We start from the raw sequence: 25148 nt of genomic DNA, 5'->3' as shown, positions 1-25148 counted from the left end.
TACGACCAACGCTCAAGTCCGGCAAGGCGCCGGATCACTCACACCAACAAGGAGTAACACCATGACTGCATCCCGTGCCCTGATCGCCTCCGCCCTCGGCGCCGTCGTCGCGCTCGGCACTCTCGCCGCCGCCCCGGCCAGCGCCGCCGAGAAGGAAAAATGCTTCGGTGTCGCCAAGGCCGGCAAGAACGACTGCGCCTCGGCCGCCGGCACCCACGCCTGCGCCGGCCAGGCCAAGGTCGACAACGATCCGAACGACTGGAAATTCGTCGCCAAGGGCAGCTGCGAAAAGATGGCAGGCCTGCTGCAGCCGGGTAAGAAGTAAGGATTCGCTGAATCCTGGCTTACAAGCGAATGGCACATCGGGCCCGCCGTGGCCCTTCCCCCTGACAGGAGCGCCACCATGAACACCTCCCGTACCCTGATCGTTTCCGCCCTCGGCGCCTTCGTGGCGCTGGGCAGCCTCGCCCCGGCCATGGCCGCCGAGAAGGAAAAGTGCTTCGGCGTCGCCAAGGCCGGCAAGAACGACTGCGCCTCGGTGGTCGGCACCCACGCCTGCGCCGGCCAGTCCAAGGTCGACAACGATCCCACCGACTGGAAATTCGTCGCCAAGGGCAGCTGCACCCAGATGGGGGGCACGCTGCAGGCGCCGAAGAAATAAGCCCATCCCCGCGCCAGCCGCGACCGCCCCGTCACGGCTGGCGCGCCTCTCCCCTGAAAGCGAATCATGTCCCTGAGCCGCCTCCCGCGCTGCGCCGGCATCGGCCTGCGCGCCCCGCACTACCAGCAGGTGCTGCAGCAGCAACCCGAGCTGGGCTGGGTGGAAGTGCACAGCGAGAACTTCTTCGACGGCGGCCAGCCGCTCGCCATGCTGCACCGCGTGGCCGAACGCTACCCGCTGTCGCTGCACGGCGTCGGCCTCGGTCTGGGCTCGCCGCAACGCCCCGAAGCCGGACACCTGGCCTCGCTGCAACGGCTGGTCGATGCGCTCGAGCCGGCGGCGGTGTCGGAGCACCTGTGCCTCAACCACTCCGCCACGCGTTTCGTCAACGACCTGTTGCCGCTGCCCTACACCCGCGATGCGCTGGATGCCGTCAGCGCCCACGTCGCCGAGACCCAGGACGCGCTGCGCCGGCCCATCCTGCTGGAAAACCTGTCGAGCTACGTCGAGTACCCCGGCAACGAGATGCACGAGGGCGAGTTCCTCGCCGAACTGGTACGCCGCACCGGCTGCGGCATCCTGCTCGACCTCAACAATCTCTACGTCAACCAGGTCAACCTCGGCACCGACGTGGACGCGGTGATCGCCGCGCTGCCACCCGAGGCCATCGGCGAAATCCACCTCGCCGGCTACTCGGAGCGCGACGGCCTGCTGGTCGACACCCACAGCCAACCGGTCTACGCGGCGGTGTGGCAGCTGTACCGCACCACCATCGCCAGGCTCGGTCCGCGCCCGACGCTGATCGAATGGGACATCGACATCCCGCCGCTCGACGTGCTGTGCGGCGAGGCAGCCAAAGCCCAGGCCATCCTGCAGGAGCGGCACCATGATCTCGTGGACTGACTGGTCGAGCGCGCTGCTCGAGGCCATCGCCGACCCCGAGCGGCACGCCCCTTCGGCCAACCTTGGCCTGTCCGCGGCCGGGCTCGCGGTGTACCGCAACAACTACCGCGTCGGGCTGATCGACACCCTGGCCTACGCCTACCCGGTACTGGGCCAGCTGGTCGGCGAGGAATTCTTCCGCGCGCTGGCGCGCGAGTACGTCAAGCGCCACGCCTCGCACTCCGGCAACCTGCACCGCTACGGCGCCGCCTTTGGCGACTTTCTCGACAGCTTCGAACACGTCCGCCATCTGCCCTACCTGGCCGACGTGGCGCGGCTGGAGTGGCACGTGCACCGCAGCTACTACGCCGCCGACGCCACCCCACCCGACCTCGCCGTGCTGGCCACGCTGGAACCGGAGCGCTGGGGCGAACTGCGCTTCGGGCTGGCCGACGATGTGGCCGTCGTCGCCTCTCCCTGGCCCATCGCCACGATCTGGCTCGCGCACCAGCCGGACAGCGGCGTGCCCCTGCCCGAGCGCCTCGGCGACCACGCCGAAACCGCGCTGGTGACACGTTCGGCCGGCACGGTCAAGGTCGAGCGCCTGGATCCGGCCACGGCGGCCTTCCTGTTGGCGCTGCAGCAGGGCGCCATGCTGGAAGCCGCCACCAACGCGGCACTGCAACCAGACCCGTCGTTCGACCTGCAAGCCCTGCTCGGCCAGCTATTCGAACGCGCCCTGCTGTCGTCCATCCAGCTACCCGGAGGGCCGTCATGAAAACCCTGATCCTGCGCGTCGAGCAGCTTGCATCCCCGCTCGTCCGTCTTGCCGACGGCCTGCGGCCGCTCGTGCTGCTGTTCATCCGGCTGTGGGTCGCCAACGTGTTCTTCTCCTCTGGCCTGACCAAGATCGCCGACTGGGACACCACCCTGCTGCTGTTCACCGAGGAATACCACGTGCCGCTGCTGCCTCCGGCCGTGGCGGCGGTGATGGGCACCTTCGGCGAACTGGTGTTCTCGTCGCTGCTGGCCGTGGGCCTTACCGGCCGCTTCGCCGCCGCCGGTCTGTTCGTGGTCAACACCATGGCCGTGATCAGCTACCCCGGCCTGACCGACACCACGCGCCAGTTCCATTACTACTGGGGCATGCTGCTGGCCGTCATCGCCTGCAGCGGTCCTGGCCTGCTGTCGCTCGACCGGCTGCTGTCGTGGTGGAGCCGGCCGCAACAGGACGACTGATCCCCCTTCGCGCTGGACACGACCACAGAGCCGGCATTGTTGTCCCGGCAGCGTGCGGATCGCCGCGGACCCGGCGAACACGTGCCATGTCCTGGCGTTCTCGGGCCAATGCTTTTTGGAATGCGCCGGACGCGTGGCATAATCGAATATTCGCTTGCAACCGAATCTCGAACCATGCCGTCTTCGTCCTACACCCTCGTCCTCCAGGCCCCGCTCCTCTCCGCCAGCCCACTCGCCGCCGTCGCCGAGCTGAGCGGCACCTCCGACATCGAACGCGTTTCCGACAGCGTGGCCCGCCTGCACGGCGTCGATCCCGCCCGCCGAGCCGACATCGCCGCCTACTGCGAACAGCACGGCCTGGACGCCGCTTTCGTCCCGAGCGGGCGCCGCTTCGCCGATTTCGGCCTGGTGGTGTCGGACATGGACTCCACGCTGATCACCATCGAATGCATCGACGAGATCGCCGACATGGTGGGCGTCAAGCACCTGGTGGCGGAAGTCACCGAACGCTCGATGCGCGGCGAACTCGACTTCACCGCCTCGCTCAAGGAACGCGTGGCGCTGCTGGCCGGGCTGGAAGAAAGCGCGCTGGAAACGGTGTATCGTGAAAGGGTCAGGCTGACGCCCGGCGCCGACACCCTGCTCGCCGCCTGCAAGGCCAACGGCGTGCGCTTCATGCTGGTCTCGGGCGGCTTCACCTTCTTCACCGAGCGCCTGAAAGCCGAACTGGGGCTCGACTACGCTTTCGCCAACGTGCTGGAAGTGGCCGACGGCAAGCTCACCGGACGCGTCAAGGGCGACATCGTCGATGCCAGCGCCAAGGCCAGGCTGCTGATCGAGATACGCCAGCAGCTGGGGCTGGCGCCGGATCAGGTCATCGCCATGGGCGACGGCGCCAACGACCTCAAGATGCTGGCCGAAGCCGGCCTCGGCGTGGCCTACAAGGCCAAGCCGGTGGTACGCACCCAGGCCGACGTGGCGCTCAACCATGTCGGCCTGGAAGGAGTCGTCAACCTGTTCGCATGACCGAGCAAAGGGAGGAACACCGCATGAGCAGACTACCCACGCTGGCCACCGCCAGTTTCGATGCCGACCTCCCCTTGTCCTGCCAGCGCCTGGCCGACACTGCCTACCAGGGCCGACTCGACCGCGAAACCCGGCTGGCGCTGCAATTGCTCGCCTCGCCGGGTGAAGTCCCCGACGACGCCGACCCGCTGTTGCTGCGGCTGGAAGCCAAGATCGACCTGACGCTGGAACTGGTGCTCGCCTCGCGCTACCCGGTACGCCCCGCCATCACCCCCTGCCGGCTCGGCCTCGACGCCATCGCCTGGCATTCCGAGCGCGCCTACCCGGTCGGCGAACCGGTCTTGCTGACGCTCTACCCCAACAGTGACTCGGCCCTCAGCCTGCGCCTGGCGGGCAGCATCGACGCCTGCGAGCCCTCGCCCGATCAGCCCGGCTACCTGCTGCAAGCCGACATCCGCCCCTCCTTCGACAAAACCAGCCATCTGCAATGGGAAAAGTGGGTGTTCCGCCGCCACCGCCGCGCCATTCAGGAACGCTGATCCCCCTCCTCCGGCATTCGTCACCCCATCTTGATTCAACATCAAAAAACAATTTAAAAATAACCGTCTATCTTTAAAAAAGGTTTACTCGGCACGGACAATTCCCAACCAGCACGGAACGACTTATGATGAAATCATCATTGCGTCGGAATGATTCATGCACCTCACCTTAACCACGGATGATCCGAAGCTCTATGGCCGCCGACTCAGCCATGAGTGGCGCACGCTTCTGCTCGGCCTGCTGCTGTGTTGCCTAGCCCTGATCTGGCTCATGACCGCGGCCCTGTTTCACGCACGCTCGCGCTCGATCGAAGAGCATGCCCAAAACATGGCCCAGGCCCAGCTCAACCTGGCCAGCATCCAGTTCGAACAGCAGTTCACCTTGCTCCGGACGGCACTGCAGCACCGCGCGCTGGAGCGGGAGGCGAGTGCGCTGCCAGCGCCAATCGACAATCTCGACGAACTCTGGCTGATCCCACAGCAAGGCGCGCCGCGTGCGCTGGGCGGCAGCTCCAACCGCCCTCCCCTCCCTATCCAGGCCCTGGCACGGGGGCTCGTCTCCCGTCCCGCCGACGGCGCCCCGTTCGTCCTCCTCCCGCCGCCGCTGCAGTTTTCCATCAGCAAACGCATCCCCTTCCTGCTGCCGGCCTGCAACCGCAGCGGCGCCTGCCGCGCGAGCTACTACGGCAGCTTCAATGCCTCCGACTGGCTGCCGGCGCTGCTGCGTGACACTCCCGGCAGCCAGATCCGCCTGTTCAACCGCGCTGGCCAGTTGCTCATCCAGTCCACCCCGGCCCCCGCCGAGACCCAGTCCCCCTCGAGCTGGCGACGTCTCGCCCAGTGGCTGACGCTGCTGCCGTCGCCCCACATGGAGGCGAGCGCCCTCGTCCCCTCCATCCCGCTGCGCATTACCGTGGCCGTCTCCACCCGAGGCACCTGGAGCACCGATCGCAGCCTGCCGTTGCTGCTCTTGGGCAGCACACTGCTCAGCGCTCTGCTAGTCTTCTTCGGCATCGTCGGCAACCGTCTGCACCACCAGGCACGCCGGGAACGCCGGCAGCTCGACGAGCACACCGCACTGCTGGCGCTGTCCAATGCCAACCTGAAGAAGAAACTGCACAAGCTCGCCTCGACGCATCAGGACCTCCAGGCGCTGCTCGATACCATCCAGGTCGGGGTGCTGATCCTGCATCCCGACAGACACGAGGTCACCACCGCCAACATGGCGGCCGGCCGCCTGTTCGGCCTGCACATCTCGGAGTTGATCGGGCGCAGCATCCTCAGCCTGCTCGCCGAGCCGGCCGACGTCGAAGGCTGCGAGAGTCTGCTCGACCAGGGGCTCGGGATCAGCGACCGGGAAATCCAGCTGCGAGACGGCGGCGGCAAAATCTTCTGGTCCCAGGTTTCGATGCGCCGGGTGCGCTTCAACGACCACCACAGCATCGTCATGAGCGTGGTCGACATCAGCGAACGCATGAGCCATAACCAGCAGCTGCAGCGGGAAAAGCAGGAAACGGAGCGCCTGGTGAAGCAGCTGCAGGAAATGCAGCACGAACTGTACGAACGGGCCACCCACGACGACCTCACCGGCGTCGCCAACCGCCCGCACTTCCTGCAGCAGGCGCAGCAAGCCTACCGCCAGGCGCTGCGCCAGGGGACACCGCTCGGCCTGGCCATCATCGATCTGGACATGTTCAAGCTGGTGAACGACACCTACGGCCACGATGCCGGCGATCTGGTGCTACAGCAGGTCGCCATGGCCTGCGAGAGCTGCCTGGGCGAGGGCCAGCAGCTGGGACGCCTGGGTGGAGAGGAATTTGCGATCCTGATGCCGCATTGCGACTATGCCCAAGCCATCGAGCTGGCCGAACAGGTCAAACGCAAGATCGCCGAACTGATCATCAGCTATCATGATGACAGGATCAGGGTCACCTTGAGCATCGGAGTGTCCTGCTGGAGCCCGCAGGATAGGCCGCTGCTGATCGGCCGGCTGTTCAAGCTCGCCGACCTGGCGCTGTACCAGGCCAAGGAAACCGGACGTAACCGCGTCGTCCCGGCACGGGCACTGAACTGCCTCGAACCCTGAAGCCAGCGCGGAAAGCGTCGTGAGCAAACTGTAGCAAGGGGCCCCGGATAGAGTACGCCATCGCAGCGTGAAACGGTTCGACCGATGCCGGCTGGACGACAACAGCCCTTTTATGGACGATGCCATGCAGTTACCCGAAGAAGTCCTGCAGCCCCTCATCGACACCCTGCCCGGCGGGGTCCTGCTGATCGATGCCGACGATAGCCGCATCATTCACGCCAACCAGCTGTCGTCCATCCTGCTCGGGATACCCTACGATGAGCTGGCTGGGCAGCCGTTCTTTCCCTTCCTCGCCGACGACCCGGACGGACGGATGCTGATGCAGGCGCTGGAACAGCGCGGCATGCTCTACAACCACCCCTGTCTGCTGCGCTCGTCCAGCGGCCGCCCGTTCCAGGTCTCGCTGCTGATGCGCCGCCTGCCGCAGATCGACCGCCCGGTGCTGGTGGTCAGCTTCAGCGACCAGTCGGAAAACAAGATTCTCGGCCAGCTGCTCGATTACGAACGCCAGCTGCTCAACCGCACCCTCAAGCTGGTCAAGACGCTGCGCGAAGAAATCCAGCAACACGAGCTGGAAGATTCGGTCAGCGGTGTGATGGGAATCCGCTCACTGATGAGCAATACCCAGACCGAGGTGGGGCGCGCCCACCGCTATGGCAGCCCTCTCGCCGGCCTGCTGCTGCGGCTCGACGAACCCGACCCGAAGACCGATCAGGAAAACGACAACAGCCTCTCCCACCTGCATCAGCTGACCAGCAGCCTGTGCATCCAGGCTTCGCGTGAGAGCGACCTGATCGCCAAACGGGAAGACGGCGCCCTGGTGATGATTCTGCCCAACACCACGCTGGATGGCAGCAAGCTCTTCGCCCTGCGCCTGCTGCGCTCGCTGTCGCAATTGACGCTGGTGCGCAATGGGAGGGAAGAGCATCACACCGCCAGCATCGGCGGCAGCAGCCTGCGGCAGGAGGAACGCTCGCCCAAAGCAATGCTGGAAAGAATGGATCTGGCGCTGCAGGTCGCCCAGGCACGCGGCGGCAACCAGCTGATCATGCAAAGCTGAAATGACAAGGGGCCATGCGGCCCCCTTGCTCTGATACGGACTGACCCGCGCGCTGCCGGGAGTGTCCCTCCACCTTTAACGCACGCCCAGCGCGTCCAGCAGTTTCTGGTGAATGCCGCCGAAACCGCCGTTGCTCATCACCAGCACGTGGCTTCCCGGCTCGGCCTGGGCCACGATGGCCGCGATCAGCCGCTCCAGATCGTTGAAGCTCGCCGCCTTGTCGCCCAGCGGCGCCAGCGCCTCGGCCGGATCCCAGCCCAGGTTGGCACCGTAGCAGAACACCTGGTCAGCCTCCGCCAAAGCCCCCGGCAGCGCCGCTTTCATGGTGCCCAGCTTCATGGTGTTGGAGCGCGGCTCCAGCACGGCCAGGATCGGGCTTCGGCCAACCTTGCGGCGCAAGCCTTCCAGCGTGGTGGCAATGGCGGTGGGATGGTGCGCGAAGTCGTCGTACACCGTGACACCGGCCGCCACGCCGCGCACTTCCATGCGCCGCTTCACGTTCTGGAAACGCGCCAGGGCATCGATGGCATCCTTCACCGCGACACCGGCATGGCGCGCGGCGGCGATGGCGGCCAGCGCATTGAGGCGGTTGTGCTCGCCCAACAGGTCCCAGCACACCCGCCCCTGCAACTCGCCGACCAGCAGCACGTCGAAATGCCCCTGTTCGTCCACGTTGGCCAACTGCCAGCCGGCATCGACGCCGAAGCGCTCCACCGGCGTCCAGCAGCCACGCTCCAGCACCTCGTCCAGGCTCGCCTCGCGGCCATTGCTGATCAGGCGGCCATTGCCCGGCACGGTGCGCACCAGGTGGTGGAACTGGGTCTGGATCGCCGCGAGATCGGCAAAGATGTCGGCGTGGTCGAATTCCAGGTTGTTCAGCACCGCGGTGCGCGGGTGGTAGTGGACAAACTTGGAGCGCTTGTCGAAGAAGGCGGTATCGTACTCGTCGGCTTCGATCACGAAGAACGGGCTACGGCTGGCCGGGTCGAGCGCCGGCGTACCCGGCAGACGTGCCGAAATGCCGAAATTCTGCGGAATGCCGCCGATCAAGAAGCCCGGCGCGAGGCCGGCGTCCTCCAGAATCCACGCCAGCATCGAGCTGGTGGTGGTCTTGCCGTGTGTCCCGGCCACCGCCAGCACCCACTTGTCGGCCAACACGTTCTCCGCCAGCCACTGCGGGCCGGAAATGTACGGCAGGCCGCGGTTCATGATCTCTTCCATCAGCGGCGTGCCGCGCTTGACGACGTTCCCGATCACGTACACGTCGGCGCCGATGGCCAGTTGCTCCGTCCCGAAGCCCTGGGTCAGCTCGATGCCCATGGCCTCGAGCTGGGTACTCATCGGCGGATAGACGTTGGCGTCGCAACCGGTCACCTTGTGGCCGGCCTGCTGAGCGATGGCGGCAAGACCTCCCATGAAGGTGCCGCAGATTCCGAGGATGTGGATATGCATGAAGAAGAAAGTCCAGGACTAGCGCGGCGCTGACGCGCCAAAAGCGGCTAGCTTACGCGGGATTGTCGCCCCCCTCAAGCCAGCCCCAAGCCGGCAACACCGCGCACCATGAGGCGAGCAGTGCCCGGCAGCTCAGAAAAACAGCCAGGTCAGCCCCGCAAACAGCGGCAGCAAAATGACGCCCGACCACAGCAGGAAGCCAAAGAACCCCGGCATCGCCACCCCGCGCTGCTCGGCAATCGCCTTGACCATGAAATTCGGCGCATTGCCGATATACGTCATCGCCCCCATGAACACCGCCCCCATCGAAATCGCCAGCAGGGTCTGCGGCAGTTCTTTCATCAGCAGTTGGGCATCGCCGGCGGCCAGGTTGAAGAACACCAGGTAGGTCGGCGCATTGTCGAGGAAGCTCGACAACAGCCCGGTAAGCCAGAAGTACATGGCATTCACCGGCATGCCGTCCTCACCCGAGACCAGTCCCACCAGCGTCGCCAGGTGTCCGTCGCTGCCGGCACGCAGAATGGCGATGGCAGGCACGATGGTGATGAAGATGCCGGCGAACAACTTGCCCACCTCGAGCATCGGCGCCCAGTTGAAATCGTTACCGGCGCGCACCTGGCGCGGGGTCAACGCCAGCGAGAGCAGCGCGATCAAGAGCAGGATCAGGTCGCGCACCGCGTTCTGCAGCTCAAGCGGCGTGCCGAGAACGTCGATGCTCAGCCCCGGTTTCCAGAGACCGGACAGCAGCACTGCTCCGACCACCCCGGCGATCAGCAGGAAATTGAACTGGCCGTACAGCCGCAACGGCGTGTCCGGCGACGGGTCGCGCGGCAGCACGCCCTCCTTGCGGTAATAGTAGCTGTCCACCAGGTAGAACACGGCCAGCAGCGCCAGGGCCGCCGCCAGCACCGGCAGCCCCATGAAGCGGACGGTCCAGAAGAAATCGACCCCCTTCAGAAAACCGAGAAACAGCGGCGGGTCGCCCAGCGGCGTCAGTCCGCCGCCCACGTTGGCCACCAGGAAGATGAAGAACACCACCACGTGCACGTTGTGACGGCGGTTGTCGTTGGCCTTGAGCAAGGGGCGGATCAGCAGCATGGCAGCCCCCGTGGTGCCCATCACCGACGCCAGCAACGTACCGGCTGCCAGCAAGACGGTATTGAGCCGGGGCGAGCCGTGCAGGTTGCCCCACAGCAAGATGCCGCCCGACACAGTGTAGAGCGCCAGCAGCAGCACGATGAAGGGCAGGTATTCGGTCAGTAGCGCATGCGCGACCAAGGACGCCGTGCTGCCTGGGCCGAAGGCCAGAGTGAACGGCAGCAGAAACAACACGCTCCACAGCGCCGTGATCTTGCCGAAGTGGTGATGCCAGAGCCCCGGAGCAAAGATCGGGAACAAGGCAATCGACAGCAGGATGCCGCAGAACGGCAGCGCCCACAGCAGGCTCAGCGAAGCGCCGTCGAGCTCGGCGGCCTGCGCCAGCGCGGGCAACAGCGACAGCAAGGCAGACACCAGCAGTTTCCGGGTCATCGTATCTCCTGGAAAAAATAAAGACGCTCCCCGCCCTGAAGCAGGCGCGGACGAAGGTGGTGAAGGTAAACGTCCCGGATACAGCGCTGTCGCTGCCCAGACAGAAGGCCGCAGGCGGCCATTGAAACCGGCACGCGGGCCGCGCAGTGCCGCGCCTTGAGTCCGGCCGTGCAGGTGGAAGAAAGTTCCACACCGCGATGGCCGTCCTGTCGCCGGCACCTCAGGCAATCGGCTGTCCCGCTCCGCTTCCCCGTTCCACCATGTCGGCGACGTCGTAACAGCGGATGGTATTGCGCCCCGCCTTCTTGGCCCGGTACAGGGCGATGTCGGCGTGCTTGAGCAGCTCGTCCCGGGTTTTCTGCTCCCCCAGGAACAGGCTGATGCCGATGCTGGGAGAGCTGCGATACGGCTGGCCCTTGAGCACATAAGGCTGGTTGAGCGCGGTGCGGATCTTCTCCGCCACACGTTCGGCCTGGAAAGCCGCCGGCAGCAGTTCGCCACCCAGCCGCTCCAGCATCACCACGAACTCGTCACCGCCGAGACGGGCCACGGTATCCTCCTCGCGCACCGCCTCCACCAGCCGACGGGCCACCTCGACCAGCAGCACATCCCCGACGTCATGGCCGAGGGTATCGTTGAGCGCCTTGAAATGATCCAGGTCGATGAACAGCACGGCGCCGTGGCCGCGCTGCCGCGCACTCTTGGCAAACGCCTGGGCCAGGCGGTCGTGCAGCAAGCGGCGGTTGGCGAGACCCGTCAGTGGATCGTAGAACGCCAGGCGGTGAATGTCCGCCTCGGCCTGCTTGCGCTCGGTCACATCCTGGAACGTCACCACCGCCCCGCTCAGCTGTCCCGGCTCCCCGATCGGCGACACCGTCAGCATCACCGGGAAGCCACGGCCGTCCCGGCGCAGGAACCACGCTTCGCAGCCCCGCCGCGGCAGGCCGTCCGCCAGGGTTTGCCGCACCGGGCACTCGTTCGGCCGATCATCGGCAGCCTGCTCCGGGTGCCGCCAGGGAGGCACCTGGCCGATCAGTTCGTCGGCACGGTAACCCAGCATGCGCTGCGCGGCCGGGTTGATGAAGGTGAGGCGTTCCTGCTCATCCAGGCCGTAGATGCCCTCGCCCGCCGCCATCAACAGCAGCTCGTTGCGTTGCGACAGCTGCTCGATCTCGCGCAAGGCGTTACGCTCTTCAGTAACATTCCGGGCTATGACGATCAGCCCCTTGCGCCGGCCATCGCTCTCAAAAATCGGCACCTTGCGCACCTCGAACTGGTGCGGTCTCCCTTCGGCGTCGCGCAGTTGTTCCTCGAACAGGCACACCTTGCCGGCCTGCCAGGCCAACTCGTCGTCGCGTTGGCAAGCCGCGCTGAGATCGCCGAATTCGGGCCTGGCGGCCCCCAAGGCCGCATCGGTGATGCCCAGCCACTCGTTACCCTGCAACTGGAACAGGCGCTGCGCCGGGCCGTTGGTAATCAGCCAACGGCCGGCCCCGTCCTTGAAGAAGATGGCGTCGGGCATCGCCTCGATCAGGCTGCTCAGGCGCTCCTGGCTGCTCTTGATCTCGGCTTCGGCCCGGCTGCCTTCCGCCTGCAAGGCGGTGATCAAGAGGCCGATCAATACCAATGCCACCATGAAGGCCCACAACAGCATCAGCCCCTGGTGCACATCGTTCAGGAAAAACGGCCCGCGCCCGTGCGCCGTACCCCAGGTCGCGATCGCCGACAACAGCAGCGCAGCCAGCGAAGCCCCGGTGACGCCAAAGCGCAAGGCCGCCCAGACCACCAGCGGCAGCGTGAGGAAGGCCAGGGGCAACGCCCCCGTGCCCTGCCCGGCATTGAGGATGAAGGCGCCCCAGGCCACCAGCAACGTCAGCAGACACCACACCGCCAGTTCGGAGCGGCGGCAGGAGAGGGCCTGCCGGCTGCTCCGGCTGATGGTGAGCAGCAGCGGGCCGGCCAGCAGGATGCCGACGGTGTCGCCCAGCCACCAGGTAAGCCAGGCCCTGCCGGCCAGCTCGGTGGGGACCAGTCCGGTCAGCCACAGACTCGCCACCCCGCCGGAGGCGGTCAGCAGCATGCCGCTGCCGGCTCCCAGGACAAACAGGGCGACATCCTTCTGGCGGTCGAAAGCACGGTGGAAATCGAGACGCTGCAACAGCCACCAGGCGGCGAGCGGCCCCAGGGTGTTGCCGAGGGAAATGCTGCCCGCGACCAGCCACGACGAACCGATCGAGAGGTTGACCAGCAACGCGCCGAGCCAGATACCCGGCCAGTAGCGCCATCCCCAGCGCACCAGCGCGGCCACGGCAATGCCGGTCGGCAGCCAGACCAGCGTGATGTTGGAACCGATATAGGGAATGGCCAGACCGAGACGCCCGCTACCGACGTAGGCGCTGACGAGCAGCAACAAGCGCAACACGGCTTGCCCCCGCTCACCCGGGCCGGGGGCGGGAAAGGAGAATGACGCAGTGTTGGACACGGAATGACTCTATGCAGGGGGTTGGCCTGACACGCTGCGGCAGCGCCACATCGGGGACAGGGGTGCATGCCGGAGACAGCATGCCCGCGCCCCAGCATACCATGCGCTTATTTCCTTCGGGAGGAAATCCCCTTCAGCATCGGGGTTATCGGTGCAGAAAACCGAGTGGCATGGCCGCGCAGGCCTGCCACACCCGGCTCAGTGATGCTTCTGGATGAACTCGATCTTGTAACCGTCCGGATCCTCGACAAAGGCGATCACGGTGTGGCCGTGCTTCATCGGCCCCGCCTCGCGCACCACCCTGCCCCCCTTGGCGCGCACCATGTCGCAGGCGACGGCGGCATCGTCCACCTCGATGGCGATGTGGCCATAGGCGTTGCCGAGCTCGTAGCTGTCGGTATCCCAGTTGTGGGTCAGCTCCAGCACGGTGTGCGCCGACTCGTCGCCGTAACCGACGAAGGCCAGGGTGAAACGGCCTTCGGGGTAATCGTTGCGGCGCAGCAGGCGCATGCCCAGCACCTCCTGATAAAACGCCAGGGAACGCTCGAGATTGCCAACTCGCAGCATGGTATGCAGCAGACGCATGATGTTTTCCTTCCGTAGAAATCAGATCAGCCGAACGCGAACAGGGTATCACCGTGTTGCTTCAGCCATTGGCGCGCCGCGCGCCACTGTGGAAACATCCGCTCGGTTTCCGACCAAAACGCGGCGGAGTGGTTCATGTGCACCAGATGAGCCAGTTCGTGCGCCAGCACGTAGTCGAGGATATGCGGCGGCGCCTGCACCAACCGCCAGTTGAGGCGGATGGCGCCGCTGGCGGAACAACTGCCCCAGCGCGTGCGGGCCGAGGACAAGGATAGCGAGGCAGGCTGGCGGCGGCTATGCCGAGCCACCTCGGCGAGCCGAGCGGGAAAGCGGCGCGCCGCCTCGCGCTTGAGCCAGGCGGCAACGGTGGCGTCGAACCGCTCACGCTCGTGCGCCGCAACCCCGGCCACCTGCAGTATCCGGCCGTCGATCCGGGCTGCCGGACGTTGCCCGGCAATGTACACGATGTCGAGCGGCTCCCCGGCCAGACGCAGTTGACGCGGCTGCGCCGCCAGTTCGGCACAACGCCTTTGTTGTTCCAGCCAATGCTGGCGGATCCAGTCGCGGCGCTTATCCAGCACCGCCTGCAGCGTACTCATCGGCACCGCGGGGTGGGCAATCAGTTCGACCCGCCCCTGCTTGATGCGGATGCCGATGCTCTGACGCGCGCGGCGGATCAGCGCGACCGGGATGTCGGCCTCAGGCAGGCTGAGAATCACCTGGCCGCCGTTTGCGCTGGTCCGGATGGGCGAACGGGCCGACGCCGCCGATTTCCAGTTGGCGAGCCTCGATCCACTCTTCCGCCTCGCGCGTCATCGCCGCCGAGCTCTTGTCCTGCGGCAGGATCGGCTTGCCGATCACCACGGTGATCTCGCCGGGAAACTTGCGGAACGCGTTCTTGGGCCAGAACTCGCCGGCGTTGAGCGCCACCGGCACCATCGGCACGTCGAACGCCTTGGCCATGCGCGCCGCGCCCTGCTGGTAGCGGCCCGCCACGCCCGGCGGCGTGCGCGTGCCTTCCGGGAACACCGCGATCCAGTAGCCCTTGGCAATGCGATCCCGCCCCTGTTCGACGATCTGCTGGCTGGCCTTGGTCTTGGCCGAGCGGTCGATGGCGATGGTGTCGAGCAAGGCGAGGCCCCAGCCGAAGAACGGAATCCACAGCAGTTCCTTCTTGGCCACGAACACCTGCGGCGGGAAGATCGCCTGCAGGGCCAGCGTTTCCCAGCCGGACTGGTGCTTGGAGCAGATGATGGACGGCGTATCGGGGATGTTCTCGGCGCCGACCACCTTGTAGCTCAGCCCGCAGACGTGCTTGAGCAGCCACAGCAACCCTTTCACCCAAGCCTGGGCGAAGCTGTGGCGTACGCGATGTGGCGCGATGCAGCCCAGCAGGATCAGCAGGAAGCAGAAGGTCGTCAGGAAGGCAAGGCCCACCCAGTAGACCAGGGTACGAATCCAGATAAACATTACGGCGCTATGCCCTTGTGAAAAACAGTCAGTGATGCGTTTGGATCAGGTATTCGGCGGCGTCGTAGAGGTCGTCGAACACCAGCGTGCCCTCGGGCAGACCGCCCTTCTCGAAGGTCTTTTCGCCCTTGCCGGTCTTGACCAGGATGGGCTGGCCGCCCACCGCAGCGATCGCCTCCAGGTCGCGCAGGCTGTCGCCAACCATCGGCAGGCCATCGGGCTTGACGTTGAAGCGCTCGGTCACTTCCTTGACCATGCCCGGCAACGGCTTGCGGCAGTCGCAGTTGTCGTCCGGGGTATGCGGACAGAACACCACGGCGTCGATGCGGCCGCCGGCCTGGTTGACCAGGCGGTGCATCTTGGTGTGCATGGCGTGCAGCGCGTGCAGGTCGAACAACCCGCGGCCGATGCCCGACTGGTTGGTCGCCACCACGATGCGCCAGCCCGCTTGGGTCAGGTTGGCAATGGCCTCCAGGCTATGGTCGAGCGGCTCCCACTCCAGCGAGTTTTTGACGAAATCGTCGCGATCCTTGTTGATCACGCCGTCACGATCCAGGATGACTAGTTTCATGGCAGGTTTTTTCTGTCGGTAAAACGGCCAAAGGCGCGGACCCGCCAGCCGGCCGGTCCGCGCCACGCGGTGGCAGACTCAGTCGGCCAGCAGCGAAATGTCCGCCACGCGGTTGAACAGCTCGGCCAGGCTCGCCAGCAGCGCGATGCGGTTGGCGCGCACCGCAGCGTCGTCGGCCATCACCATCACGCCGTCGAAGAAGGCATCCACCGGAGCCTTCAGGCTGGCGAGCTGCGCCAGCGCACCGGCAAAGTCGTGCGCGGCGAACTTGTCAGCGACCTGCGGCGCCAGCTGCTGCACCGCGGCGTACAGCGCCTTCTCGGCGTCTTCGGCCAATAGCGCGTGGTTGACCACGCCCACTTCGCCCTCGGCCTTCTTCAGGATGTTCTTCACCCGCTTGTTGGCCGCTGCCAAGGTGGCGGCTTCCGGCAGCTGCTTGAACTCGGCCACGGCGGCCAGCACCGCGCGCACTTCGTCGAGACGGGTCGGCTCCAGCGCCAGCACGGCCTCGATCTCATCCACCTTGTAGTCGGCGGCGAGGAAGTTCTTCAGGCGCTCGAGGCAGAAGGCGAACACCTCGTCGACCACGCTGGCCGACAACTTGCCCGCCGGGAACGAATCATGGGTGTCGACGATCAGCTGCTTCAGGTCGAGCGGCGTATCCAGCACCATGCGCAGCACGCCGAGCGCGGCACGGCGCAGAGCGAACGGGTCCTTGTCGCCGGTCGGTACCAGGCCGATGCCCCAGATGCCGACGATGGTCTCCAGCTTGTCGGCCAGCGCCACGGAGAGCGCCACCGGACCGTGCGGCAGGCTGTCGCCGGCGAAGCGCGGGTGGTAGTGGCCTTCGATGGCGGCGGCCACCGCTTCGTGTTCGCCGTCATGACGGGCGTAGTACATGCCCATGATGCCCTGCAGTTCAGGGAATTCGCCGACCATGTCCGACACCAGATCGGCCTTCGCCAGATAGGCGGCACGGCGGGCGTCGTCGACGTTGGCGCCGAGCTTGCCGGCGATGGTGCCGGCCAGGTTCTGCAGGCGCTCGACACGCTCGAGCTGGCTACCGATCTTGTTGTGGTAGACCACGTCGGCCAGGCGCGGCAGGCGCGATTCCAGGCGGACCTTCTGATCCTGCTCGAAGAAGAACTTGGCGTCGGAGAGACGCGCGCGCAGCACGCGCTCATTGCCGTGGATGATGTGCGACGGGTCGGCCGCCTCGAGGTTGGACACCAGCAGGAAGCGGTTCATCAGCTTACCGTGGGCATCCAGCAGCGGGAAATACTTCTGGTTCTGCTGCATGGTGAGGATCAGGCATTCCTGCGGCACCTTGAGGAATTCGGCTTCGAAGCCAGCCTCCAGCACCACCGGCCACTCCACCAGCGCGGTTACCTCGTCGACCAGCGCCTGCTCGGCGGCGATCACGGCACCGAGCTTGCCCGAGGCTTCGGCCAGGCGATGGCGGATCAGTTCGCGGCGCGCCTCGAAGCTCGCCACCACCTTGCCCTGCTCGTACAGCACGCGGGCGTAGCTGTCGGCATCGGGCAGCGTCACTTCACCGGCGGACAGGAAGCGATGGCCCAGCGTGGCGCGGCGGCTGGCAAGCCCCAGCACCTCGCCGGCGATCAGTTCGCTGCCATGCAGCAGCACCAGGCCGTGCACCGGGCGTACGAACTGGTAGTCGGAATCGCCCCAACGCATCAGCTTGGGCGCCGGCAGCTTCTTCAGCGCCAGCGCGACGATGTCGGACAGCACGGCGGCGAGCGGCTGGCCGGCCTTGACGCTGCGGTAGGCGTAGACGTCCTGCTTGCCGTCGCTCATGGTGGAGAGCTCGCTCACCTCGACACCGCAGGAGCGGGCGAAACCGGCCAGTGCCGGGGTCGGCTGGCCGTCTTTCATGCCGGCGGCAACCGCCGGGCCTTTCTTGACGATGGTCTGATCCGGCTGCACCGCCAGCACGGCGGGCAGGGTCAGCGCCAGACGGCGCGGCGAGGCGAACACGTGGGCGCTGGCGTCGGCAGCGACGAACTGCAGTTTTTTCAGTTCGTCGGTGATGGTCTGGGCAAAGCTTGCCGCCAGCTTGGGCAGGGCCTTGGGCGGCAGTTCCTCGGTGAGGAGTTCGATCAGCAGGGTCGGGTTCATGGTCTGTTGGATTTCTTGCTGGAAGCGGTTTTGCCGGCGGTGCAGACGACGCGCATCATGGCATCGGCCACCGAGTTTTCATAAACAGGTTGCCAGGTCCAGCTGTAGCGCGGCAGCGGGTACAGCGTCGACCACACGTGGCGGTTGGACGCCGTGTAGTAGGCCGAGGAGACGAAGGCGTACTGGTACTTGGCACAATCCGCATAGCCGGTGGTACGGCGGATGTGGAAGTTCACGTCGTAGCCTTTTTCGTACTGGCGCTCGGCAAACCGCTCCTGGTTGACGAAATGGATCAGCCCGTCTTCGCGCCAGATGGACGCCAGGTCCACCGCCAGTTCGAGCGCCTCGCCCTGGCGGTACACCGACCAGTCGGCGAGCGGCGCCGCCCCGGCGGACAGCGCGAGCGCGGCAAGACAGAGTCCGACCCACGTCTTCATGTGGTCAGGCCTTCTGGCACATCGGGAAGCCCAGCGCCTCGCGCGAGTCGTAATAGGCCTGAGCGACCTGACGGGCGAGATTGCGGATACGGCCGATGTAGGCGGCGCGTTCGGTCACCGAGATGGCGCCGCGCGCGTCGAGCAGGTTGAAGGTGTGGCCGGCCTTGAGGATGGTCTCGTAGCCCGGCAGCGGCAGCCCGGCTTCCAGCAGGCGCTTGGCTTCCGCCTCGTAGTCGGTGAACTGCTGGAACAGCAGCGCGACGTTGCTGTGCTCGAAGGCATAGCGCGACTGCTCGACTTCGTTCTGCAGAAACACGTTGCCGTAGCTCAGCGTGCGGCCGTCCGGCATGCGCGCCCACACCAGGTCGTAGACGTTCTCGACGCCCTGCAGATACATCGCCAGACGCTCCAGGCCGTAGGTCAGCTCACCCAGCACCGGCTTGCACTCGAGCCCGCCGACCTGCTGGAAATAGGTGAACTGCGTCACTTCCATGCCGTTGAGCCACACTTCCCAGCCCAGGCCCCAGGCGCCCAGCGTCGGGTTTTCCCAGTCGTCTTCGACGAAGCGGATGTCGTGCACGGTCGGGTCGATGCCCAGTTCCTTCAGAGAACCGAGGTAGAGATCCTGCAGGTTGGGCGGGGACGGCTTGATCACCACCTGATACTGGTGATGCTGGAACAGGCGGTTGGGGTTCTCGCCGTAGCGGCCGTCCTTGGGACGGCGCGACGGTTGCACGTAGGCGGCGGCCCACGGCTCGGGGCCCAAGGCGCGCAGGAAGGTGGCGGTGTGCGAGGTGCCGGCACCGACTTCGGTATCGTACGGCTGCAACAGTGCGCAGCCCTGACGGTTCCAGTAGTTCTGCAGCGTGAGGATGATTTCCTGGAAAGTGAGCATGTCGCGTATCACGAGTGAAGGGTAAAGGCCGATTCTACCGATTACCGTGGGGCGGGAAAAGCAAACGGCAGGCCAAAACGGCCTGCCGTGTGCAGGAAATTGGGCTTTCGTGGCGAAATGCTATTCAGTTAAGTCCCCTGTTGCTGCCCGTTGATGCAGTGGCCCGCCATACGGGGGTTGCCGGTCCCGCCCGGCAGGCGGGTCGAGGGGCTTGCGTCGCCAAGCCCCTCGACGCTCCCAAGGCGAGCCCACCACCGCTTGTTTCCGTCTGGCTGGCAGCTGGCGCGGCGGAAGGGCGGTTCGGGCCACTCACCGAGCTTACTGGTCAATTGCGATAGCCCCCCCCCGACTCGCCCTACACCCCCTGCCAGTCGAGAATCACCTTCCCGCTCTGGCCCGACAGCATCGCGGCGAAACCCTGCTCGAAATCGTCGACCTTGAAGTGGTGCGTGATGATCGGGTCGAGCTTCAGTCCGGACTGCAACAGCGCCACCATCTTGTACCAGGTCTCGAACATCTCGCGGCCGTAGATGCCCTTGATCTCGAGGCCCTTGAAGATGACCTGGTTCCAGTCGATGGCGGTGTTCTCGGGCGGAATGCCCAGCAGCGCGATCTTGCCGCCGTGGTTCATGGTTTCCAGCATCTGGCGGAAGGCCTGCGGGTTGCCGGACATTTCCAGGCCGACGTCGAAGCCCTCGGTCATGTGCAGCTCGCCCATCACCGTCTTCAGGTCCTCGGTGGCGACGTTGACGGTGCGGCTGGCGCCCATCTTCCGGGCCAGTTCCAGGCGGTAGTCGTTGACGTCGGTGATCACCACGTGGCGGGCGCCGACATGGCGGGCGATGGCCACCGCCATGATGCCGATCGGGCCGGCGCCGGTGATCAGCACGTCCTCGCCGACCAGATTGAAGCTCAATGCAGTATGCACCGCGTTGCCGAACGGGTCGAAGATGGAGGCGAGATCATCGGAAATGTCGTCCGGGATCGGAAAGGCATTGAACGCCGGGATCACCAGGTACTCGGCGAACGCGCCGGGACGGTTCACGCCGACGCCGATGGTGTTGCGGCACAGGTGGCGGCGCCCGGCGCGGCAGTTGCGGCAATAGCCGCAGGTAATGTGGCCTTCGCCGGAAACGCGCTGGCCGAGCGTGAATCCCTGCACTTCCGAGCCGATGCCGGCGACCACACCGACGTATTCGTGGCCGACGTGCATCGGCACCGGGATGGTCTTCTGCGCCCACTCGTCCCAGTTCCAGATGTGAATATCGGTGCCGCAGATGGCGGTCTTGGTGATTTTGATCAAGAGATCGTTGTGGCCGATTTCCGGCACGGGAACGTCGGTCATCGACAGGCCGCGTTCGGCTTTCAGTTTGGCAAGCGCCTTCATGGTGTCATCCTGTGGCGAGGGCGGTCGAAGGATCGCTTCGACCAGCCTTTAAGGCCGATCCCGTCTGGCGGCTGTAGCGCTCGGGATCGGCACGGGAGTCATTCGGAAATCAGCGGATCACGCCCAGCTCGCGGCCGACCTTGATGAAGGCCGCCACGGTCTGTTCCACCTGTTCCGGGGTGTGGCCGGCCGACATCTGGGTGCGGATGCGCGCCTTGCCCTTGGGCACCACGGGATAGGAGAAACCGATCACGTACACCCCTTCGGCCAGCAACGCGGCAGCCATCTCGCCGGCCAGCTTGGCGTCGCCCAGCATCACCGGGATGATCGGGTGCTGGCCGGGAATCAGCGAGAAACCGGCGGCGCTCATGCCGTGGCGGAACAGCTCGGCGTTGCGCTTGAGGCGGGCGCGCAGTTCGGTGCCTTCGCTTTTCAGTATCTCGAACACCTTCAGGCTGGCGGCGGCGATGGCGGGCGCCAGGGTGTTGGAGAACAGGTAGGGGCGCGAGCGCTGGCGCAGCAGGTCGATGATGGGCTGGCGGCCGGAGACGTAACCGCCGGAGGCGCCGCCCAACGCCTTGCCCAGGGTGCCGGTGTAGACGTCGATGCGGTCGGCCACACCGCACAGGTCCGGGGTGCCGGCGCCGTGCTCGCCGATGAAGCCCACCGCGTGCGAGTCGTCCACCATGACGATGGCGCCGTAGCGGTCGGCCAGCTCGCAGATGCCCTTGAGGTCGGCGATGATGCCGTCCATCGAGAACACGCCGTCGGTGACGACCAGCTTGAAGCGCGCACCGGCCGCGTCAGCCGCCTGGAGCTGGGCCTCGAGATCGGCCATGTCGTTGTTCTTGTAACGGAAGCGCTTGGCCTTGCACAGACGCACGCCGTCGATGATCGAGGCGTGGTTGAGTTCATCCGAGATCACCGCATCCTCTTCCGACAGCAGGGTTTCGAACACGCCGCCGTTGGCGTCGAAACAGCTGGAATAGAGGATGGTGTCGTCGGTGCCGAGGAAGTCGGCGATGGCTTTTTCCAGGTCCTTGTGCACCTGCTGCGTGCCGCAGATGAAGCGCACCGAGGCGCAGCCGTAGCCGTAGTCGTCGAGCCCCTGCTTGGCCGCGGCGATCAGGCGCGCGTCGTCGGCCAGACCCAGGTAATTGTTGGCGCAGAAGTTGAGCACGTGGTGGCCGTTGGCCAGCGCGATGTCAGCCCCTTGCGGGCTGGCGATGATGCGCTCGGGTTTTTCGAAGCCGTCGGCGCGGATTTGCGCCAGCGTCGCCTGTAGATGGGCGAGATAGGTATGGTTCATCGGGCACATTCCCTGTGTGGTCGGCGTGGAGGCCGGCGCGGGATTTCCGCCATCCGGCCGTCATCGTTCTGACCCCATTCTAGACCAGCCCCGGCGCGCTGATCAGGCACAGTTGCCGGCGATTTGGCGGGGGTGGCTGTCACTGTCCTGATGGCGTCTGCACGCCCCGCTGCGATGGCCCGCGATCATGACGGCGGCCCGCGCCGCCAAAACAAAACCCGCCACGCGGGCGGGTTCTGGCAGCAGCGACACGGAGGCAGGCTCAGCGCTTCAACAGTCGTGCCGCGTCGAGCGCGAAGTAGGTCAGGATGCCGTCGGCGCCGGCACGCTTGAACGCCAACAGACTTTCCATCATGCACTTCTCTTCGTTGAGCCAGCCGTTCTGGAACGCGGCCTTGAGCATGGCGTACTCGCCCGACACCTGGTAGGCGTAGGTCGGCACGCGGAAGGTGTCCTTGATGCGGCGGATCACGTCGAGGTAGGGCATGCCCGGCTTGATCATCACCATGTCGGCGCCCTCTTCCAGGTCCATCGCCACTTCCTGGATCGCCTCCTCGAGGTTAGCCGGGTCCATCTGGTAGGTGGACTTGTCGGCCTTGCCGAGGTTGGCCGAAGAGCCCACAGCATCGCGGAACGGGCCGTAGAACGCCGAAGCGTACTTGGCCGAGTAGGCCAGGATCTTGGTGTGGATGTGGCCGGCCTCTTCCAGCGCCTCGCGGAGGGCGCCGATACGGCCGTCCATCATGTCGGACGGGCCGAATACGTCAGAACCGGCTTCGGCGTGGCACAACGCCTGCTTCACCAGCACCTCGATGGTCTCCTCGTTGAGCACATAGCCGGACTCGTCGATGATGCCGTCCTGACCATGGATGGTGTACGGGTCGAGCGCGCCGTCGGTCATCAGTCCCAGTTCGGGGAAGCGCGCCTTGAGTTCGCGCAGCACGGTCGGCACCAGACCTTCCGGGTTGTACGCCTCGGCACCGGCGTTGTCCTTGCCGGTCTCGATCACCGGGAAGATCGACAGCATCGGGATGCCCAGCTCCAGCGCCTGCTCGGCGGTATAGAGCAGCTTGTCCAGGCTCTGGCGCACCACGCCCGGCATCGAGGCCACCGCCTCTTCCCGGTTGGCGCCTTCCAGCACGAACACCGGGTAGATCAGGTCGTTGGCGGTGAGCACGTTCTCGCGCATCAGGCGGCGCGAAAAGTCGTCCTTGCGCATGCGGCGCAGGCGCGTGGCGGGGAAGAAACGGTTGGCGAAAATCATCGTGATTCGGGTCCTGTCGGAACGTGGCAAGGCGCCCGGGGTGGCGGCGGGCGCGCAAAGACGTTAGCTTAACAAGCCCGCCGCCGCCCGGCCAGCCGGCGGGGAGAACAGGCTGTTCAGCGCGGGTGATCGCTGTCCTTCTTCTGGCCCTCGGTCTCGTTCTTCTTTTCTCCGGCAGCCGGTTCCGGCTTCTTGCCCCAATCGTCGTCCTCGCCCTCTTCCTCGTCGTCGAATTTATAAGGCTGCGGCACCACGCCTGGCGGCAGCTTGATCGGCGGCTCCTTGTGCGCCAGGCGCGCCAGGGTGCCGATCACCGACACCAGCGGCGCCCCGATCACCACCACCCAGAACCACGTGCTGTGAAAGATATCCATGCTTCGGCCAACCTCTTGTCCGTGCCGGCATGCGCCGGCCAGTGATTTCGATATTTTCATTTTACGCCGAGTTGGCCGCTCGCTTCCGCCTTGCGTAGAGATGCCACGGCAACCCATGCGTCAAAAAAATGCAACAGGGCGCCGGCAGAAAAAATGCCATTCAAATAATTTGTTTTTTACTCAGCGGCAAAATTGGCTAATGTCGCACAACCGTTTAACCCGCTGTTTCTCCTGAATTAACCCGACTTTCATTTCCTCTTCCCGAAAACATACATTTCCGATTGTATATTATGTATAACATTTGATTATACAATCAGCGTTTTAATAATAATAAATTATTGCTTGACGTAATTTGGCGGTAATTCACACACTCAGCCGCTCAAGATTTATGCAGCGCTACCAGCGCGGGATAAAGGCTTGAGTGTCTTTATTACCCAACCGGTAATGAAGCAAAACAAAACCTACAAAGGGAAATCAGGAAGAAATGAAGAAACTGCTCATTGCTGCAGCCGTGGCGGCTGCATTGCCGGTAATGGCCCAGGCCGACACCACCATTTACGGCTCGATCCGCGCGGGTTATTCCTCCGTGAACAATGCCGGCACCGATTTCAAGAACGTCTCCGGCATCGATGATTTCGGCAGCCGTATGGGCTTCAAGGGCAACGAAGACCTCGGCAACGGTCTCAAGGCGCTGTGGCAGGTTGAAAACGGCTTCGCCGTGGACGGCGTCGCCACCTCCGGCTCGGGCAGCGGCACCTTTGCCAACCGCGCCAGCTTTATCGGACTGAGCGGCGAGTTCGGCAAGATTCGCCTCGGCTACCTCGACGACGTGTTGGCCGAAACCGAGGCCACCGACAACCTGTACGGCCCGCGTCGCGACGGTTCCGGCAGCAACTTCCCGCTCTACGAGGGCTACGACCTGTTCGGCACCTACGGCGACCTGCGCGTCAAGAACTCCGTCCGCTACGACTCCCCCGACTGGCACGGCGTGAACGCCATGCTGCAGTATGGCGCCGGGGAGAAAAAGGTGGACGGCAAGAACTCCGGCGATACCGTCGGCGCCCGTCTGGCCTACCGCAACGATATCGGCCTGTTCGGCGCCTATGCCTTCATGGGCAAGCGGAACGCCGTGCCGGAGAAGGACAGCAAGACGCACCGCGTCGAATTCGGCTACGACGCCAACAACCTGTACCTTGCCGCCACCTACCAGTGGGTAGACCTCTACGGTGACGCCACCGCGTTGGGCATTGCCGATACCGCAGCCAATCTGAAGAACCAGACCTGGGCCGTCAACGTTGCCTACCAGCTCGGCGCCTTCAAGCCCTCCTTCCTCTACTCCGAGCGCAAGGACGCCAAGGTGAACGGCAACACTCAGGACTGGGGTGCCAAGCAGTGGGCCCTGGGACTGGATTACAACCTCGGCAAGCACACCCTGCTGCAGGCCTCTTACGGTGTGATCAAGGAAGACAAAGGCGCACAAACGGTGCTGGGCCATGCCGACGACAAATCCTCGGTCTTCACCTTGATGGCCAAGCACAATTTCTGATCACAAGCTTTGCTGGTCCTGTCCACTTTGCCACCGTGAACACGGTGGCTTTTTTTTTGTTCCCGCAAGAATGCGCCGCATCGAAGGGATGGTTTGCCGCACGGCTTGCCGGTAGAATCCAGAGACAGGAGATGGCATGCCTCCTTGTAACCGCCCTCGGGGCTGATGATGCCTACACGGATTCCTCGACTGGCAGGAGGTGTAGGTACGTATC

Annotated in this window: 24 protein-coding genes and 1 riboswitch; of the genes, 10 read left to right on the top strand and 14 right to left on the bottom strand. The window is 65.2% G+C overall.

The window, feature by feature from the left end:
- Positions 1 to 61 precede the first annotated feature (61 nt).
- From B9N72_RS02870 to B9N72_RS02830, 9 genes are all read left to right on the top strand, one after another.
- Positions 62 to 325 (top strand): BufA1 family periplasmic bufferin-type metallophore, encoded by a 264-nt coding sequence (locus tag B9N72_RS02870; protein ID WP_085274934.1) that lies wholly within the window; start codon positions 62 to 64, stop codon positions 323 to 325.
- Positions 326 to 403: 78 nt separating this feature from the next.
- A complete protein-coding gene (locus tag B9N72_RS02865) occupies positions 404 to 661 on the top strand; it encodes a BufA1 family periplasmic bufferin-type metallophore (protein ID WP_085274933.1) in 258 nt (85 codons plus the stop codon).
- 66 nt (positions 662 to 727) lie between these two features.
- Positions 728 to 1564 carry an MNIO family bufferin maturase gene (gene bufB, locus B9N72_RS02860; RefSeq protein ID WP_085274932.1) on the top strand — a complete coding sequence of 279 codons (837 nt, stop codon included), beginning with the start codon at positions 728 to 730 and terminating at the stop codon, positions 1562 to 1564.
- Positions 1548 to 2321 carry an HvfC/BufC N-terminal domain-containing protein gene (locus B9N72_RS02855; RefSeq protein WP_085274931.1) on the top strand — a complete coding sequence of 258 codons (774 nt, stop codon included), beginning with the start codon at positions 1548 to 1550 and terminating at the stop codon, positions 2319 to 2321. The genes bufB and B9N72_RS02855 overlap by 17 nt, the downstream gene beginning before the upstream one ends.
- Entirely contained in the window at positions 2318 to 2782 is a 465-nt protein-coding gene (locus tag B9N72_RS02850; protein ID WP_085274930.1) for a DoxX family protein, read from the top strand. The genes B9N72_RS02855 and B9N72_RS02850 overlap by 4 nt, the downstream gene beginning before the upstream one ends.
- A 174-nt stretch (positions 2783 to 2956) precedes the next feature.
- Positions 2957 to 3808, top strand: a complete 852-nt coding sequence (gene serB, locus B9N72_RS02845) for a phosphoserine phosphatase SerB (protein WP_085274929.1) — start codon at positions 2957 to 2959, stop codon at positions 3806 to 3808.
- A gap of 23 nt (positions 3809 to 3831) precedes the next feature.
- Complete coding sequence (locus B9N72_RS02840; protein ID WP_234985866.1) at positions 3832 to 4347, top strand: hypothetical protein; 516 nt, start codon at positions 3832 to 3834, stop codon at positions 4345 to 4347.
- A gap of 157 nt (positions 4348 to 4504) precedes the next feature.
- Positions 4505 to 6433 (top strand): sensor domain-containing diguanylate cyclase, encoded by a 1929-nt coding sequence (locus tag B9N72_RS02835; RefSeq protein WP_085274927.1) that lies wholly within the window; start codon positions 4505 to 4507, stop codon positions 6431 to 6433.
- Positions 6434 to 6557: 124 nt separating this feature from the next.
- Positions 6558 to 7493 (top strand): GGDEF domain-containing protein, encoded by a 936-nt coding sequence (locus B9N72_RS02830; protein ID WP_085274999.1) that lies wholly within the window; start codon positions 6558 to 6560, stop codon positions 7491 to 7493.
- A 75-nt stretch (positions 7494 to 7568) separates the two neighbouring features.
- On the opposite strand, the gene mpl is transcribed toward B9N72_RS02830, so the two are convergent.
- From mpl to B9N72_RS02760, 14 genes are all read right to left on the bottom strand, one after another.
- Positions 7569 to 8945, bottom strand: a complete 1377-nt coding sequence (mpl, locus tag B9N72_RS02825) for a UDP-N-acetylmuramate:L-alanyl-gamma-D-glutamyl-meso-diaminopimelate ligase (RefSeq protein WP_085274926.1) — start codon at positions 8943 to 8945, stop codon at positions 7569 to 7571.
- A gap of 132 nt (positions 8946 to 9077) precedes the next feature.
- Entirely contained in the window at positions 9078 to 10475 is a 1398-nt protein-coding gene (locus B9N72_RS02820) for a sodium:proton antiporter (protein WP_085274925.1), read from the bottom strand.
- 220 nt (positions 10476 to 10695) lie between these two features.
- Complete coding sequence (locus B9N72_RS02815; RefSeq protein ID WP_234985865.1) at positions 10696 to 12897, bottom strand: sensor domain-containing diguanylate cyclase; 2202 nt, start codon at positions 12895 to 12897, stop codon at positions 10696 to 10698.
- Between the two features lie 258 nt (positions 12898 to 13155).
- A complete protein-coding gene (gene gloA, locus B9N72_RS02810) occupies positions 13156 to 13542 on the bottom strand; it encodes a lactoylglutathione lyase (protein ID WP_085274923.1) in 387 nt (128 codons plus the stop codon).
- A 26-nt stretch (positions 13543 to 13568) separates the two neighbouring features.
- A complete protein-coding gene (locus B9N72_RS02805; RefSeq protein ID WP_085274922.1) occupies positions 13569 to 14261 on the bottom strand; it encodes a M48 family metallopeptidase in 693 nt (230 codons plus the stop codon).
- Positions 14242 to 15012: a lysophospholipid acyltransferase family protein gene (locus B9N72_RS02800; RefSeq protein ID WP_085274921.1), complete on the bottom strand. Its 771-nt coding sequence runs from the start codon at positions 15010 to 15012 to the stop codon at positions 14242 to 14244. The genes B9N72_RS02805 and B9N72_RS02800 overlap by 20 nt, the downstream gene beginning before the upstream one ends.
- A 28-nt stretch (positions 15013 to 15040) precedes the next feature.
- Positions 15041 to 15583, bottom strand: coding sequence for a D-glycero-beta-D-manno-heptose 1,7-bisphosphate 7-phosphatase (gmhB, locus tag B9N72_RS02795; RefSeq protein ID WP_085274920.1), 543 nt, complete (start codon positions 15581 to 15583; stop codon positions 15041 to 15043).
- Positions 15584 to 15661: 78 nt separating this feature from the next.
- Positions 15662 to 17722, bottom strand: coding sequence for a glycine--tRNA ligase subunit beta (gene glyS / locus B9N72_RS02790; RefSeq protein ID WP_085274919.1), 2061 nt, complete (start codon positions 17720 to 17722; stop codon positions 15662 to 15664).
- Entirely contained in the window at positions 17719 to 18159 is a 441-nt protein-coding gene (locus B9N72_RS02785) for a surface-adhesin E family protein (protein ID WP_085274918.1), read from the bottom strand. The genes glyS and B9N72_RS02785 overlap by 4 nt, the downstream gene beginning before the upstream one ends.
- A 4-nt stretch (positions 18160 to 18163) precedes the next feature.
- Positions 18164 to 19054 carry a glycine--tRNA ligase subunit alpha gene (gene glyQ / locus B9N72_RS02780; protein WP_085274917.1) on the bottom strand — a complete coding sequence of 297 codons (891 nt, stop codon included), beginning with the start codon at positions 19052 to 19054 and terminating at the stop codon, positions 18164 to 18166.
- A gap of 355 nt (positions 19055 to 19409) precedes the next feature.
- On the bottom strand, positions 19410 to 20441 hold the full coding sequence (gene tdh / locus B9N72_RS02775) for an L-threonine 3-dehydrogenase (protein WP_085274916.1): 1032 nt from the start codon (positions 20439 to 20441) through the stop codon (positions 19410 to 19412).
- A gap of 109 nt (positions 20442 to 20550) precedes the next feature.
- Positions 20551 to 21750 carry a glycine C-acetyltransferase gene (locus tag B9N72_RS02770; protein WP_085274915.1) on the bottom strand — a complete coding sequence of 400 codons (1200 nt, stop codon included), beginning with the start codon at positions 21748 to 21750 and terminating at the stop codon, positions 20551 to 20553.
- 262 nt (positions 21751 to 22012) lie between these two features.
- On the bottom strand, positions 22013 to 23014 hold the full coding sequence (hemB, locus tag B9N72_RS02765) for a porphobilinogen synthase (protein WP_085274914.1): 1002 nt from the start codon (positions 23012 to 23014) through the stop codon (positions 22013 to 22015).
- Between the two features lie 116 nt (positions 23015 to 23130).
- Positions 23131 to 23388, bottom strand: a complete 258-nt coding sequence (locus B9N72_RS02760) for a hypothetical protein (RefSeq protein WP_085274913.1) — start codon at positions 23386 to 23388, stop codon at positions 23131 to 23133.
- Positions 23389 to 23872: 484 nt separating this feature from the next.
- Between B9N72_RS02760 and B9N72_RS02755 the strand changes: the two genes are divergently transcribed.
- Positions 23873 to 24934, top strand: a complete 1062-nt coding sequence (locus tag B9N72_RS02755; RefSeq protein WP_085274912.1) for a porin — start codon at positions 23873 to 23875, stop codon at positions 24932 to 24934.
- Positions 24935 to 25052: 118 nt separating this feature from the next.
- Positions 25053 to 25116, top strand: a riboswitch (Fluoride riboswitch).
- Positions 25117 to 25148 lie beyond the last annotated feature (32 nt).

Origin of the sequence: Pseudogulbenkiania subflava DSM 22618, assembly GCF_900177275.1 — a bacterium.
In the GTDB taxonomy this organism is placed as follows: Bacteria; Pseudomonadota; Gammaproteobacteria; order Burkholderiales; family Chromobacteriaceae; genus Pseudogulbenkiania; species Pseudogulbenkiania subflava.
The sequence above is the reverse complement of the archived record's forward strand: the minus strand, read 5'-3'. Positions and strand labels throughout refer to the sequence as shown.

Bases quoted from the DNA above. Each gene is read 5' to 3' on its own strand.
- B9N72_RS02840 (WP_234985866.1), top strand. From the start codon at position 3,832: ATGAGCAGACTACCCACGCTGGCCACCGCCAGTTTCGATGCCGACCTC.
- mpl (WP_085274926.1), bottom strand. From the start codon at position 8,945: ATGCATATCCACATCCTCGGAATCTGCGGCACCTTCATGGGAGGTCTT.
- B9N72_RS02835 (WP_085274927.1), top strand. From the start codon at position 4,505: ATGCACCTCACCTTAACCACGGATGATCCGAAGCTCTATGGCCGCCGA.
- B9N72_RS02800 (WP_085274921.1), bottom strand. From the start codon at position 15,012: ATGTTTATCTGGATTCGTACCCTGGTCTACTGGGTGGGCCTTGCCTTC.
- tdh (WP_085274916.1), bottom strand. From the start codon at position 20,441: ATGAAGGCGCTTGCCAAACTGAAAGCCGAACGCGGCCTGTCGATGACC.
- serB (WP_085274929.1), top strand. From the start codon at position 2,957: ATGCCGTCTTCGTCCTACACCCTCGTCCTCCAGGCCCCGCTCCTCTCC.
- bufB (WP_085274932.1), top strand. From the start codon at position 728: ATGTCCCTGAGCCGCCTCCCGCGCTGCGCCGGCATCGGCCTGCGCGCC.
- B9N72_RS02770 (WP_085274915.1), bottom strand. From the start codon at position 21,750: ATGAACCATACCTATCTCGCCCATCTACAGGCGACGCTGGCGCAAATC.
- glyQ (WP_085274917.1), bottom strand. From the start codon at position 19,054: ATGCTCACTTTCCAGGAAATCATCCTCACGCTGCAGAACTACTGGAAC.
- glyS (WP_085274919.1), bottom strand. From the start codon at position 17,722: ATGAACCCGACCCTGCTGATCGAACTCCTCACCGAGGAACTGCCGCCC.
- B9N72_RS02755 (WP_085274912.1), top strand. From the start codon at position 23,873: ATGAAGAAACTGCTCATTGCTGCAGCCGTGGCGGCTGCATTGCCGGTA.
- B9N72_RS02855 (WP_085274931.1), top strand. From the start codon at position 1,548: ATGATCTCGTGGACTGACTGGTCGAGCGCGCTGCTCGAGGCCATCGCC.
- B9N72_RS02850 (WP_085274930.1), top strand. From the start codon at position 2,318: ATGAAAACCCTGATCCTGCGCGTCGAGCAGCTTGCATCCCCGCTCGTC.
- B9N72_RS02785 (WP_085274918.1), bottom strand. From the start codon at position 18,159: ATGAAGACGTGGGTCGGACTCTGTCTTGCCGCGCTCGCGCTGTCCGCC.
- gmhB (WP_085274920.1), bottom strand. From the start codon at position 15,583: ATGAAACTAGTCATCCTGGATCGTGACGGCGTGATCAACAAGGATCGC.
- B9N72_RS02760 (WP_085274913.1), bottom strand. From the start codon at position 23,388: ATGGATATCTTTCACAGCACGTGGTTCTGGGTGGTGGTGATCGGGGCG.
- B9N72_RS02830 (WP_085274999.1), top strand. From the start codon at position 6,558: ATGCAGTTACCCGAAGAAGTCCTGCAGCCCCTCATCGACACCCTGCCC.
- B9N72_RS02870 (WP_085274934.1), top strand. From the start codon at position 62: ATGACTGCATCCCGTGCCCTGATCGCCTCCGCCCTCGGCGCCGTCGTC.
- hemB (WP_085274914.1), bottom strand. From the start codon at position 23,014: ATGATTTTCGCCAACCGTTTCTTCCCCGCCACGCGCCTGCGCCGCATG.
- B9N72_RS02865 (WP_085274933.1), top strand. From the start codon at position 404: ATGAACACCTCCCGTACCCTGATCGTTTCCGCCCTCGGCGCCTTCGTG.
- gloA (WP_085274923.1), bottom strand. From the start codon at position 13,542: ATGCGTCTGCTGCATACCATGCTGCGAGTTGGCAATCTCGAGCGTTCC.
- B9N72_RS02820 (WP_085274925.1), bottom strand. From the start codon at position 10,475: ATGACCCGGAAACTGCTGGTGTCTGCCTTGCTGTCGCTGTTGCCCGCG.